Annotated in this window: 11 protein-coding genes; 6 read left to right on the top strand and 5 right to left on the bottom strand. The window is 69.2% G+C overall.

The features are described from left to right. Window positions 1-158: 158 nt before the first annotated feature. Window positions 159-617: a GNAT family N-acetyltransferase gene (locus OEJ36_RS26940; RefSeq protein WP_263404121.1), complete on the bottom strand. Its 459-nt coding sequence runs from the start codon at window positions 615-617 to the stop codon at window positions 159-161. Between the two features lie 193 nt (window positions 618-810). Between OEJ36_RS26940 and OEJ36_RS26945 the strand changes: the two genes are divergently transcribed. Further along, entirely contained in the window at window positions 811-2,943 is a 2,133-nt protein-coding gene (locus OEJ36_RS26945) for an acetyl-CoA hydrolase/transferase C-terminal domain-containing protein (RefSeq protein WP_263404122.1), read from the top strand. 3 nt (window positions 2,944-2,946) lie between these two features. Here OEJ36_RS26945 and OEJ36_RS26950 read toward each other — a convergent pair whose 3' ends face one another. Next, the gene (locus OEJ36_RS26950; RefSeq protein ID WP_263404123.1) at window positions 2,947-3,948 is read right to left on the bottom strand and encodes a diaminopimelate epimerase; all 1,002 of its coding nucleotides are present in this window, start codon (window positions 3,946-3,948) and stop codon (window positions 2,947-2,949) included. Window positions 3,949-4,102: 154 nt separating this feature from the next. Here OEJ36_RS26950 and OEJ36_RS26955 point away from each other — a divergent pair, with 154 nt between their 5' ends. The 3 genes from OEJ36_RS26955 to OEJ36_RS26965 all read left to right on the top strand — a co-directional run bounded on the left by OEJ36_RS26955 (window position 4,103) and on the right by OEJ36_RS26965 (window position 7,561). After that, window positions 4,103-4,486, top strand: a complete 384-nt coding sequence (locus OEJ36_RS26955; RefSeq protein ID WP_263404124.1) for a DUF2946 family protein — start codon at window positions 4,103-4,105, stop codon at window positions 4,484-4,486. Window positions 4,487-4,592: 106 nt separating this feature from the next. Further along, complete coding sequence (locus OEJ36_RS26960; protein WP_263404125.1) at window positions 4,593-6,740, top strand: TonB-dependent copper receptor; 2,148 nt, start codon at window positions 4,593-4,595, stop codon at window positions 6,738-6,740. 53 nt (window positions 6,741-6,793) lie between these two features. Further along, window positions 6,794-7,561, top strand: a complete 768-nt coding sequence (locus OEJ36_RS26965) for an alpha/beta hydrolase (protein WP_263404126.1) — start codon at window positions 6,794-6,796, stop codon at window positions 7,559-7,561. A gap of 3 nt (window positions 7,562-7,564) precedes the next feature. Here OEJ36_RS26965 and OEJ36_RS26970 read toward each other — a convergent pair whose 3' ends face one another. Then, window positions 7,565-8,047 carry a hypothetical protein gene (locus OEJ36_RS26970; protein ID WP_263404127.1) on the bottom strand — a complete coding sequence of 161 codons (483 nt, stop codon included), beginning with the start codon at window positions 8,045-8,047 and terminating at the stop codon, window positions 7,565-7,567. 230 nt (window positions 8,048-8,277) lie between these two features. On the opposite strand from OEJ36_RS26970, the gene OEJ36_RS26975 reads away from it, so the two are divergent. Next, on the top strand, window positions 8,278-10,236 hold the full coding sequence (locus OEJ36_RS26975) for a DEAD/DEAH box helicase (protein ID WP_263404128.1): 1,959 nt from the start codon (window positions 8,278-8,280) through the stop codon (window positions 10,234-10,236). A 272-nt stretch (window positions 10,237-10,508) separates the two neighbouring features. After that, the gene (locus tag OEJ36_RS26980; protein WP_263404129.1) at window positions 10,509-11,402 is read left to right on the top strand and encodes a LysR family transcriptional regulator; all 894 of its coding nucleotides are present in this window, start codon (window positions 10,509-10,511) and stop codon (window positions 11,400-11,402) included. A gap of 15 nt (window positions 11,403-11,417) precedes the next feature. Here the strand turns inward: OEJ36_RS26980 and OEJ36_RS26985 are convergent, their stop codons facing one another. Further along, on the bottom strand, window positions 11,418-12,026 hold the full coding sequence (locus OEJ36_RS26985) for an isochorismatase family protein (RefSeq protein ID WP_263404130.1): 609 nt from the start codon (window positions 12,024-12,026) through the stop codon (window positions 11,418-11,420). A 69-nt stretch (window positions 12,027-12,095) separates the two neighbouring features. Further along, complete coding sequence (locus OEJ36_RS26990; protein WP_263404131.1) at window positions 12,096-13,112, bottom strand: alpha/beta hydrolase; 1,017 nt, start codon at window positions 13,110-13,112, stop codon at window positions 12,096-12,098. Window positions 13,113-13,414: the final 302 nt, after the last annotated feature.

A 13,414-nucleotide genomic window follows, 5' to 3' on the forward strand; every position in this document is an offset into this window, starting at 1 on the left:
CCAGCATGAAGGCTGCAACTGTTTCCATTGTTTTCCGCTGGATGGGCGCACAGGGCCGCGGCTCCGGCGCCCGGCACCGGGTGGTGCGGGTTACGGTGCCGCTGGTCATCGGCCTGTGGCGAGGGGCCTGGGCGCCCGAGGGGCGCCCGGCGGGTGGATCAGTCTTCGTGGATCGGCAGGATGTAGTTGATGAACTCGCTGTCTTCACGGAAGCCGATGGACTCGTAGACCCGCTTCGCCACCTCGTTGCCGGCGCTGGTGGAGACGCGCATGCGCACGGCGTTGGTTTCCTTGGCCATCTTCTTCGCGGTCTGCAGCAGGCGGTCGGCCACCAGCTGGCGACGGGCGTCCTCGGCGACATAGATGTCGTTGAGGATCCACACGCGCTTCAGCGACAGGGACGAGAAGCTCGGGTAGAGCTGGCAGAAACCGAGGATCTTGGTGTCGTCGTCATCGGCCAGGGCGAGGTAGATCACCGACTCCTTGCGGCGCAGGCGCTTCTCGAGGAATTTGCGGGAGGAGTCGGGGAAGGGCAGCTCGCCGTAGAACTCGCGGTATTTGACGAACAGCGGGTTCAGCAGGTCCAGGTGCTCCAGGGTGGCTTGGACGATGCGCATGAGTAGGCCTCGGCGTAGGTGGTTGGGGCTGGTAAGAATGCAGGTGCTATGCCAGCACCCGGTCGATGCTGCCTGAAAATTCCTGGAAAGCGCAATCCAAGCGAGCGTTTGAATCGCAGCCCGCCACGGGTTGAGTAAAAGCGCAGCCGTGCCGGTCCAACCCTGCATCGTCGATCTGCAAGGGAGAGGACAGGTGCCCAACTGCTCGCTGGAACAGGCCGTGGATGAAGTGCTGCGCCGGATCGAGGGCCCCATCCGCCTCGGCATCCCTCTGGGGCTGGGCAAGCCCAACCGCTTCGTCAACGCGCTGTACCAGCGGGTCAAGGCGCTGCCCGAGCGTCAGCTGACCCTCTACACCGCGCTGTCCCTGGCCAAGCCGCAGCCGGCCAGCGAGCTGGAGCAGCGTTTCTCCGGCCCCTTCCTGCGTCGCCTGTATGACGACTACCTCGAACTCGATTACCTCAGCGACCTGCGTTGCGGCGAGCTGCCGGCGCATATCCGCGTGGAGGAGTTCTACCTGCAGCCGGCCAGCCAGCTGGACAACCCCCTGGCCCAGCAGAGCTACGTCAGCCTCAACTACAGCCAGGTGGCCCGGGACCTCGACCGCAAGGGCCTGAACCTGGTGGCGCAGATGGTCGCCGTGCGGCCGCAAAGCCCCGGGCGCTTCAGCCTCAGCTGCAACCCCGACATCACCCTCGACCTGCTGCCGCGCCTGCGCCGTCGCCGCGCGGCGGGGGAAACCATCCTCACCGTCGCCCAGGTACACGAGGCCTTGCCCTATATGCCGGGCGATGCGGAGATCGACGCCGACGAGTTCGACCTGGTGCTGGACGCCCCCGAGCGCAGCACCCTGTTCTCCACCCCCAACATGCCGGTGAGCCTGCAGGACCATGCCATCGGCCTGCACGCCAGCGCCCTGGTGCGCGACGGCGGCACGCTGCAGGTGGGCATCGGCGCCATGGCCGACGGCCTGGCCGCCGCGCTGGTGGCGCGCCAGGGGGATAACGCCGGCTACCGCGCGGTGCTCGACGCCCTGGAGGTGCCCCAGCGCTGGGGAGCACTGGTGGAGGCCGAAGGCGGCCTGGCGCCCTTTGCCCAGGGGCTCTACGCCAACAGCGAGATGTTCCTGCTCGGCCTGCTGGTGCTGCTGGAGGCTGGCGTGGTGCGCCGCCCGGTGTACCCCGATGTGCGCCTGCAACGCCTGGCCAACGCCGGCGTGCTGGACCCCCACGGCGCCGTGACCGACCTCGATGGGCTGCTCGACGAACTGCCCCGCGTATTGGATGGGGAAAGCCTCGCCTGGCTGCAGCGCCATGGCCTGCTCGGCGAGGCCGTGTGCCTCGACGGTGGCCAGCTGCTGCTGGGTGATGGGCGCCGGCTCAGCCCTGATGTGGAGGACGCCGCCACCCGCGCGGCCCTGGTCGAGCAGCTCGGCCAGGTGCGCGGCGGGGTGCTGATCCATGGCGGCTTCTTCCTCGGCCCCGAGGCGTTCTACCAGCGCCTGCGCGAGCTGGGCGACGAGCCGCTGTCACGCATCGCCATGACCGCCATCAGCTACGTCAACCGCCTGCACGGCGACGAAGAGCTCAAGCGCCTGCAGCGCCGGGACGCGCGCTTCGTCAACAGTTGCTTCACCATCACCCTGCTGGGTGCCAGCGCCGCCGACCAGCTGGAGGACGGCCGCGTGCTCAGCGGCGTCGGCGGGCAGTACGACTTCGTCGCCCAGGCCCACGAGCTGGACGGCGCCCGCTCGATCCTGATGCTGCGCAGCTGGCGTGAGTCCGGCGGCGAGGCCAGCTCCAACATCGTCTGGGAGTACGGCCACGCCACCATTCCCCGGCACCTGCGCGACCTGGTGGTGACCGAGTACGGCATCGCCGACCTGCGCGGCAAGAGCGACGCCGAGGTGATCGAAGCGCTGCTGCGCATCGCCGACTCGCGCTTCCAGGACGGCCTGATCGCCGAGGCGCAGAAGGCCGGCAAGCTGCCCGCTGACTTCACTCTCGACCCGCTCTACCGGCAGAACACCCCCTGGCGCCTGCTGGCGCTGCAGGCCGAGCATCCCCGACTGTTCGCCGAATACCCGCTGGGCTGCGACTTCAGCCCCGAGGAACAGGACCTGCTGCGCGCCCTGCGCTGGTTGAAGAGCAAGCTCAAGCTCAGCGAGATCCTCGAACTGGGCATGGCCACCCTGTTCGACCTGCCGGAGCCCGCCGACTACACCCGCCACCTGCAGCGCATGGACCTGCACACGCCCAGCGGCCTGCGCGAGCAGCTCTACCAGAAGCTGGTGCTGGCCGGGCTCAAGGCCACCGCGCCGGGCTGAGCCTCAGCCGTCCAGCCGCGTGCCCACGCCGAACAGCCAAACGCCCACCAGCGCCTCGCCCTGTTGCTCCAGGCGCAGCGGCGCGGTGCCGCCGGGCATGCGCACCTGCACCTCGCCGGCCGCCACCAGCCCGGCCTTCCAGGCGGCACTGGCCACGGCGCAGGCGCTGCTGCCGGAGGATTCGGTCGCCCCTTCGCCGCGTTCGAACACCCGTGCCTCGATGGCGCCATCCGCCGCCCGTGCCGCCCATTGCAGGTTGACCCCGGCGGGGCAGGGGTTGCCGGCACCGATGGGCGCGGCGTAGGCGATGCGCTCCAGTGCCGCGTGGGGCACCGCGGCGCGCAGCCAGGGCATGGTCGGCAGCGCTTCGGGGTCGTCCAGCAGGGTCACGCAGTGGGGGTTGCCGATGCGCACGAACTGGCTGCGCTGCCATTCGGGGTTCACCTGCGCCAGGGCGTCGACACGGCTCAGCGGGTGGCCGTGGAAGTCGGCGGTGGCCACATGCTCGTCATCGGCACCCACCGACTCGGGGCCGAACCCCGGTGCGCCCATCTGCAACCAGAAACCCGGGTGCCCATCGCGTTCGGCGGGCTCGATGGGCGTGACCACCGGCGAGCCACCGCCGGGCTTGTCGTGGTGCACCTGCAGGACGAAGGCCTGGTTGGGCAAGACCTGGCCGTCGTCGAGCAGGGACTGGGCGAAGAGGGTCATGCCGTTGCCGCTGCGTTCGGTCAGGCTGCCGTCGGTGTTGACGATCAGCAGGTCCCAGGGCGAAGCGTCACCGAAGGGGCCCACCAGCAGCCCGTCCGAGCGATGGCCCTTGGCGCCTTGTGGTCGCTCGCCTTCGGGCCAGGTGCAGAGGGCCTCGATGGCGGCGGCGCTCCAGTGCGCACGCTGCCGCGCCGCGTCGGCGGCTTGCTGCGGCACGGCGATACCGAGTTGGCGCAGTGCTTCGGGCGTGGTGACGACATAGCGGTTGCCGCGGGCATCGTAGAGGCGGGTCATCGGGGTTCTCGCTGCGGATTGGAGGTGCGACTGTAGCGGTTGTGACGCCGTTCCGGCCAAGCGGATTGCTGCGATCTATCCGACATCGGCTGCGGCAATCCACCACAAGGGCCGGCTTTCTCGCCGTGAAATTTCGGTGCTAGAGTCGCCGCCCATGAAAACCGCCCGCCACGACCGCTCGTTGATCGCCTGGATGCTCTATGCCTGCGTCCTGTTCAATCTGCTCGCCTGCGGTATTCACCACGGCCAGGCATTGGGCCTGGAACTCAGCGGGCTCGGTGGCGCCTTCTGCTCGGCCACCGGCAGCGACGGGCCCTCCGTCGACGGTGATCTGTCCGGCGCCATGGCGCAGCTCTCCAGCCTCGGTTTCAGCTGCCCGATGGGCAGCGCCGTCACCCTCGGCATCCTCTTCTTCCTCGGCCTGTCCTGGCTCCAGCGTCGCCGTGAGCTTCCGCGCCCGCCCCGGGACCGCCGCACACGCACGCCCCCACGTTATTGCTGGCCCTCGGCCAATCCCCGCGCCTCTCCCTGCCTCTGAAATCACAACCCCGCGCCTGCGGCCGTCCTGCTGACGCCGCCGACCCGAGCTGCCCGTCGCCCGAGCGTGACGGCGCCAACGATTTCAGATCATGGAAAGAATCCACATGCACCAGCCTGTCCCCTGCCGTTCCAGCCGCTTCACCTTCCAGCCCGATGCCGCGCGCCTGCGCTGGCGCCACGCCTTCGCCCTGGCCGCCGGCCTGGCCTTCGCCGCGGGCGCCGTCGCCCATGAACATGACCACGAGCAGCACGTGGCGCCCGTCGCGCCCGCCGCCGAACCGATCGAGGTCAGCGCCACCGTCATCACTGCGGTGCAGCAGAGCTCGCCGCTGACCATCGTCACCGACCCGAAGGAGGCCCGGCAGCCGGTGCCGGCCAGCGACGGCGCCGACTACCTGAAGACCATTCCCGGCTTCTCCGCCATCCGCAACGGCGGCACCAACGGCGACCCGGTGCTGCGCGGCATGTTCGGCTCGCGCCTCAACCTGCGCACCAACGGTGGCCTGATGCTCGGCGCCTGCCCGGGGCGCATGGATGCCCCCAGCTCCTATATCTCGCCGGAGACCTTCGACAAGCTCACCGTGATCAAGGGCCCGCAGACCGTGCTCTGGGGCCCGGGCGCCTCCGCCGGCACCGTATTGTTCGAGCGTGAGCCGGAGCGTTTCGGCGAACTGGGCAGCCGCCTCCATGCCAGCCTGCTGGTCGGCTCCAACGGCCGCTTCGACCGCGTGCTGGACGGCGCCGTGGGCAACGAACTCGGCTACCTGCGTGCCACCGGCAACCATTCCCAGTCCGACGACTACGAGGATGGCAACGGCGACACCGTGCCCTCGCGCTGGGACAAGTGGAACGGCGACGTGGCCATCGGCTGGACCCCGGACGCCGACACCCTGGTCGAGCTCTCCGCCGGGCGTGGCAACGGCGAGTCCCGCTACGCCGGGCGCGGCATGGACGGCAGCCAGTTCCTGCGCGAAAGCCTCGGCCTGCGCTTCGAGCGCAGCAACCTCGGCGGCGTGCTCGACAAGCTGGAGGCGCAGGTCTACTACAACTACGCCGACCACGTGATGGACAACTTCCGCCTGCGCAACCCCGACCCGAGCAGCTCGATGCCCATGCCGATGGCCTCCCAGGTGGACCGCCGCACCCTCGGCGCGCGCATGGCCGCCACCTTCAAGTGGAGCGACGTGGAGTTGGTGGCCGGCCTCGACGCCATGCGCAGCGAGCACCGCAAGCGTGCCTCGCGCTATTCGATGATGAGCGGCACCTTCACCGACGCCGACCAGTTCCCCCGCAGCCGTGATGCGCTGATGCACAGCTACGGCGCCTTCGGCGAGCTGACCTGGTACGTGGAGGAGGGCGACCGCGTGGTGGCCGGTGCGCGCCTGGACCGCTCCGACGCCAAGGACTACCGCCGCACCCTGGGCATGATGGGCATGGCCAACCCGACCTTCGGCGACACCCGCGCCGACACCCTGCCCAGCGGCTTCGCGCGCTACGAGCACGATCTGGACAGCGCCACCACCCTCTATGCCGGCCTCGGCCATGTGCAGCGCTTCCCCGACTACTGGGAGCTGTACTCGCCCAACCAGGGCCCGGCCGGCTCGCGCAACGCCTTCGACGGGGTCAAGCCGGAGAAGACCACCCAGCTGGACTTCGGCGTGCAGTACAGCGAGGGCGACCTGGAAGCCTGGGCGTCCGGCTACGTCGGCCAGGTGCGCGACTACATCCTCTTCACCTACACCCCGGGAATGATGGGCGACACCTCGCGGGCCGATAACATCGACGCGCGCATCATGGGCGGCGAACTGGGCGCGGCCTACCGCCTGGACGAGAACTGGAAGACCGACGGCACCCTGGCCTACGCCTGGGGCAAGAACAGTTCCGACGGCCGTGCGCTGCCGCAGATGCCGCCGCTGGAAGCGCGCCTGAGCCTGGCCTACGAGCAGGGCGCCTGGAGCGCCGGCGCCCTGTGGCGCGTGGTGGCCGCGCAGAATCGCGTGGCCGAAGGGCAGGGCAACGTCGTCGGGCAGGACTTCGGCAGCAGCGGCGGCTTCGCGGTGTTCTCCCTCAACGGCGCCTACCGCCTGACCCGCGACATCAAGGTCAGCGCCGGGGTCGACAACCTCTTCGACAAGGCCTACGCCGAGCACCTCAACCTCGCCGGTGACGCCGGCTTCGGTTTCCCCGCCGAGCCCGAGGCGATCAAGGAACCCGGCCGCACCCTGTGGACCAAGGTGGACTTCAGCTTCTGATAGGCTGAGAACGCCCCCGCGCCCAGCGCGGGGGAACACCTTCGGAGCCCTCCATGACGCGCACCCTGCTCGTAACCCTCGCCCTCGTCGCCGGGCTTTACCTGGCCATCTGCTTCACGCTCTTCCTGTTCCAGCGCAACCTCCTCTACTTCCCCCAGCCCCGCGCGGTGCAGGCGCCGGAGAACACCCTGGAGCTGTCGGTGCCAGAGGGGCGGCTGGTGGTCACGGTGCGGCCACGGCCCGGCGCGCAGGCGCTGCTGTACTTCGGTGGCAATGGCGAGGATGTGTCGCTGAACCTGGAGCAACTGGCTGAGGCCTTCCCCGACCGCGCGCTCTACCTGATGCACTACCCGGGTTATGGCGGCAGCTCCGGCGAGCCGTCGGAGGCCTTGATCCTGCGGGATGCCGAATTGCTCTACGACCACATCCGCGACCGCCACGAGCAGGTGGCGCTGGTGGGGCGCAGCCTGGGCTCCGGCGTCGCCGTACAACTGGCGGGCAAGCGGCCGGTGAGCCGGCTGGTGCTGATCACCCCCTACGACAGCATCGAGAACGTCGCCGCCGGACGCTTCCCCTGGGCGCCGGTGCGCGGGTTGCTACGGGACCGCTACCGCTCGGCGGATGTCGTCGGCGCCCTGCGCGTGCCGACGCTGCTGATGCTGGCCAGCGACGACCAGGTCATCCCCCGTGACAGCAGCGAACGCCTGGCGGCGGCCTTCGCCCCCGGCGTGGCACGGCTGGAGGTGCTGGACGGCGCGGGCCACAACGACATCTCCCTGCACCCGCGCTACCTGCCGCTGCTGACCGAGGCCCTGCGCTGAGGCCTAGGCGTAGATGCTGATGCCGCCCTTGGCCTGCAGCCAGTCGCGGTAGGTCTCCAGCGAGCTGGTCTGCTTGTCGCCGTTCACGCCGACGAAGGAGAAGGCGCCTTCCAGGCCCTTGTCGAGCAGCTTCTGCACCTGGGTCAGCATCTTGGCGGCGTCGTCGCGGTCCATGGTGGAGACGTCCGGCAGCTGCATCTGCGCGCCATTGCTGCCATTGAACCCGGCCCTGGTCGCGGCGCTGGCGTTGCTCAGCACGTTGCTGGTGTTGCCGGCCATGGCGTTCATCAGCCCGCCGCGCCCCTGGGCCACCAGGTTGGCGGCGAACTGGCGCAGCTCGGCGATGGGATCGGCGGGTTTCTGCGGCGTCTTGTCCTCGGTGCCGGTGGTGGTGCCGGAGGTGGAACCGCTGGTGCCGGTGGTGGACGGCTTGGTGGCGCTGGCGAGGTAGGTCGCCAGCGGCGAGCTGTTGGAGATGATGGTCATGGCCTTTCCCTGGATGCAGAGGATGCGCCGCTTTGGTGCAGGGATCGGGCCATATCCGTGAAAGCCCCGCTGCAGAAGGCTTCCGGCCTTTTACTCGGGAATGTGCGCGGCGCCGCATTGCCGGCGCGGGGCAAGGCCTTGCCGCCGGTTGGCCAGGGGCCAGCAACTGACGGCGCAGGGGCAAAGCCCTTATCATCGCGCCCCGTTATTCGCTTTCCCGGACCCTTTGGATGCTGTCTGCCGTCAAGCGCTACAAGTCGCTGCTCTCCGGAGCGCTGGCGCGTTATTTCCCCCGTACCACCGCCTACCTGCGCGAAGAGCGCGAGGCTGCGCAGGCCATGGCCGCCCAGGCGCAGAAGAAGCCCCGTGGGCGCGGCCGCAAGGGTGCCACCAGCACGCCCAAGGGCCGTTCGAGCGGCAAGAAATCCGCCCCCAAGGAACCGGGCGGGGTCGCTGCGCCGGCGGCTGAGGTCCAGGACGACGGCATCTACGGCGGCCCCCTGCGGCAAAGCGCCGGTGCCGCCGAGGCCATGCGCGAGAAGGTCGCCGCCGCCGTGGCCGCTGGCGTGGTGGCTGCGCCTTCGGACGAGCAGTGGGCGATGATCCTCGGCCGCGCGCCGGTCACCCGCATCTTCGCCGGGGCCGGTTCCGGCAAGTCCACCACCCTGGTGCTGCGCGTGGTGTTCATGCTCTGCCACCTGGGCATCGAGCCCGGCAAGCTCACCGTCATCTCCTTTACCAACGCCTCCTGTGCGCAACTGCGCGACCAGCTGCAGCGGGTGCTCGGCTTCTGGGAGTTCACCTTCGACGCCGCCCAGGCGCGGCAGTGCGTGCGCACCTTCCATTCGGCCATGGGCGTGCTGGCCAAGGCGGCCCTGGGCAACCCCGCCTGGTTCGAGCAACTGGACGACCGCGACCCCAGCGCCGAGCCGGACAATCCCCTCGCCGCCGGCCGCCTGCGCCCGGCCCAGCAGCGCCTGCTGGAGGAGGCCTACCAGGCCTGCTACGCCGCCGATGCCGGGTTCCGCCAGCGGGTGCACCGCCTGCTGGGGCTGTCCGAACCGGTGGAGGAGGAGGGCGCCACCATCGGCCAGGCACCCCGTGATGCGTTGCGCCTGGCCGGCGAGCTGACCGCGCTGCCGCTGCCGGAAGCCTTCCATGCCCAGGCCGGGTTCATCGAAAGCATCGGCCTGCGCATCGATCAGTTGCAGCCGGCCAAGCTCACTTGCCCGCCCCAGGAGCGACTGTTCATCGAAGCCCTGCAGCCCTTCTGGGCGCGCTTCCAGGCGCTGTTGCGCGAGCGCGGCGCGATGACCTTCAACGACGCCTTCGCCGAGCTCACCCAGCGCCTGCCGGCCGGCAGCCTCGACGCCGCGCTGCTGGAGCCGCTGACGCACCTGCTGATCGACGAGTTCCAGGACATATCCCCGCAGATCGTCCAGTGGCTGCAGGCCGTGCACCGCCAGCTGGCACGCTCGCGCCGGGCACCGAGCCTGATGGCCATCGGCGACGACTGGCAGTCCATCTACGGCTGGCGTGGCAGCTCGCCTGAGCTGTTCATGGATTTCGACCGCCACTTCCCCGGCAAGGGCAAGGCGAAGAAGAGCAAGGTGCTCTTGCTGGAAACCAACTACCGCTCCATCGAAACGGTAGTGCGCGACGGCGAGGCGGTACTCGGTGGCGTCGCCTTCAAGCAGGAGAAGAGCAGCCGCGCGGTGAAGCTGGCCCAGCCGGAGGACGGCGTGCGCCTGGTGCAGGGCTTCGACCTGGCCGCCGGGCTGCCGAACCTGGTCGCCGACATCCAGGCCCAGTGCCGCCATGTCGAGGAGCGTGGCAGTGGCGAGCGTACCGCCGTGCTCCTGCTCGGCCGTCGCAACGAAGCCCTGCGCAGCATCCAGGCGCAACTGGACCCGGCGCTGCCGGTGAAGGCCTACAGCATTCACCGCGCCAAGGGCTTGCAGGCGGAGGTGGCGGTGATAGTCGACGACTGCCTGCCCACGGAGGCGCACCCGCTGCGCAACACCCTCTATGCCCGCTGCGGCTTCTTCCGCAACAGCTACGACCAGGCCATGCGTGACGAGAGCCTGCGCCTGGCCTATGTCGCCATCACCCGGGGCGTCAGCCGCGTGGTCTGGTACTGCCGCAAGGCCCAGGGCGCCACCGCCGTGCTCGCCGGGCGCGGTCGCTGAGTCGTTGAACCTGTAGGAGCGAGCTCTGCTCGCGAAGCTCCTGGCGGCGCTCATGCTCGCGCATGGGGGTGGGGCTTTTGTAGGGGCGACGTCAGTCGCCAAGCGGTGCGCAGCGCCGCCGCCCTTGTGGGAGCGAATTCATTCGCGATCGGACCTCCCCGGACTGTCGTTGAAAATCTTGTCACACCGATACAACCGCCCCCCTTGCGGGGCGACGGGGGAGGCTTGATATCGTGGGCGGCCGGCCACCTGCGGCCGGTTCTGGAGCCCCTTTGAACTTCGATTGGAACGACATCCCCCTGCTTCTGGCGCTGGCCCGCCACGGCAGCATGAGTGCGGCGGGGCGGTCCCTCGGCATCGACCCCTCCACCATGAGCCGGCGCCTGGCAGCGGCGGAGCAGAGCCTGCAGACGCGGCTGTTCATCCGCGACACCACGCGCTACCACGCCACCGAGGCGGGGCAGGTGTTCCTGAGCTATGCCGAGCGGGTGCTGGGGGATGTGCAGAGCATGCTGCTGGACACCCGCAGCGAGGCCAGCGAAGTGGGCGGCGCGGTGCGCCTGACCTCCATCGACTTCCTCTTCAGCCACTGGCTGGTGGAGCACATGCCGGCCCTGGCCAGCACCTACCCGGACCTGCAATTGCAGCTGCTGGTGGCCAACCAGTCGTTGTCCTTCACCCGTCGCGAGGCGGATTTCGCCCTGCGCCTGGCGCGCCCCCAGGACGACGCCGCGCTGGTGATGCGCAAGGTCGGCGACCTGGGTTTCGCCGTGTATGGCGCCGAGTGCCATGTGGGGCTGACCCGCGAGCAGTGGTGCGAGCAACCCTGGCTGGCCTATGGCGAGGAGCTGGACGGCATGCCGGAGATGAAGTGGCTGAGCAACCTGGCCCCAGCGCTGCGTTGCCCCTTGCGGGTGAGCAGCGTGAGCACCCTGGTGCAGGCCTGCGCCACCGGCATGGGGCTGGCGCTGCTGCCCTGCCTGCTGGGCGAGCGCCACGGCTTGCGGCGCCTGGGCACCGAGCCCGAGCTGCACCGCGAGGTGTGGCTGCTGAGCCACCGCGATGCCGGGCGCATCGGCCGTTACCAGGCGGTCTCGCGCTGGCTGACGGAATGCTTCGAGCGGGATGCGGCGCGCCTGCGCGGTGATGTGCCGTTCCCGGGCTGAAGCCGGGCTAGCTCATCACAACCCCAAGGGGCCGGCGTGGGTGCGGGCGATATCCAGTAGCCGCTCGGCGGTGCCCGTGCGTGACCAGTCGCGCTGCAGCTCCAGCAGGTACTGCAGGCTGGTGAGCGGCTGCACGCCCCGTTGCAGCAGGCGCTGCAGGGCCATCTCCTGAGCCAGGGGCGAGACATCGCCGCCGGCATCCACCACCAGGTAGACCTCGAAGCCCTGGCCCAGCGCAGAGAGCGCGGTGGCGGTGACGCTGGTAGAGGTCCACAGCCCGGCCAGCACCAGGCGGCGCCGGCCAATGGCGTTGACCCCTTCGATGAAGGCGGCGTCTTCCCAGGCATTGAAGGTGCGGCGGCTGACCACCGGCTGTTCGGGGAACACGGCGGTGATTTCCTCCAGCAGGTCCCCGGCGAAGGCCGGTGCGTCGAGGCGGCTGATCAGCGTCGGCACCTCGAACTGCCAGGCGGCCTTGGCCAGCAGGGCGAGGTTGTCGCGCAGGCTGATGGCGTCGAGGGATCGGGTGGCCAGGGCGGGCTGGGCCTGGTGGTCGAGCAGCACCAGCAGGTGGTTCCCGGGTGTCAGCAGGGCGGCGTCCGGCTGGGCGATGGCGGGGTGCATGAGGGCCTCCGACTGCAAGCGCGAGCGCCCCCGGAGGCGGATGGCGACCGGGGGCGTGGGCGGGGTGGGTTATTGCAGGTGCTTCTTCAGTTCGGCGCCGGCCTGGAGCATGGCCGAGCGCACCGCCGGAACCTGGTTGACCACGTTGAGCAGGCCGTAGTCGTGGATCATGCCGTTGTAGCGTACGGCGGTGACCTCGACGCCGGCGGCGTCCAGCTTGCGGGCATAGGCTTCGCCTTCGTCACGCAGCACGTCGAACTCGGCGGTCTGGATCAGGGTCGGCGGCAGGCCCTTGAGCTGCTCGGTGGTGGCCCGCAGCGGCGAGGCGTGGATCTCGGCGCGCTGCTTCGGGTCGGTGGTGTAGCTGTCCCAGAACCACTGCATCATCGGCTTGGTGAGGAAGTGCCCCTGGGCGAACTGGTTGTACGAGGCGGTCTCGAAGTTGGCGTCGGTCACCGGCCACAGCAGCACCTGGGCGCGCAGTTTCGGGGTGCCCTGTTCCTTGGCCATCAGCGCCACCACCGCCGCCATGTTGCCGCCGACGCTGTTGCCGGCCACCGCCAGGCGCGAGCTGTCCACACCTATGTCCTTGCCGTGCTCGGCCACCCATTGGGTCGCCGCGTAGGCCTGGTTGATGGCGGTGGGGTACTTGGCTTCGGGCGAGGGGGTGTAGTTCACGTACACGGCCACCGCACCGGAGTTCACCACCAGGTCATGGATCAGGCGCTCGTGGGTGGGGTAGTCGCCCAGCACCCAGCCGCCGCCGTGGAAGAACATGAACACCGGCAGGTCACCCTTGGCGCCTTCGGGGCGGACGATGGTCAGCTCCAGGGGCTGGCCCTTGATGCTGATGGTCTTGTTCTCGACGCGGGTGCCGGAGAGGTCGACCTTGACCCCGGCCTGGGCGCCCACCAGCACGGCGCGGGCATCTTTCGGCGCGAGGGTTTCCAGCGGTTTGCCGTTGCCGGCTTCGAGGGCTTCGAGGAAGGCCTGGGTGTTGTGTTCGACGCCGGGGCTGCCGGCGGCGAAGGCGCTGCCGATGGACAGGGCGAGGGTGGCGGCGATCAGGTTGGTCTGCAGTTTCATGGTGGTGTCCTCGGGATTCTCTAATGGGTGTCGTGTCGGTTCGTTCGGGGTTGTTTCGAAAGCACGGCGCCATGATTGCCGTGAACCGCCGCCAGCGGAACGGACAGCCCTGCAAGGCCGCTTTGCAGTTCTGCAAGGGGCGCTGAAAGGCCTGTGGGACGGGCGTTTGAAACGGGACGGGGGCTTGATCCAGAGCGTTTTTTGCCATGCTGGCAAAGTGACCGCTCGTCGCTGATCGCAATTAATCTTTGCGCTTGGGGAAAGCCTATCTAGGTTGAGAATGTGACCAATCAAACAGGAAA

Source organism: Pseudomonas sp. PDM13, from assembly GCF_025685765.1.
Taxonomy (GTDB): domain Bacteria; phylum Pseudomonadota; class Gammaproteobacteria; order Pseudomonadales; family Pseudomonadaceae; genus Metapseudomonas; species Metapseudomonas solani.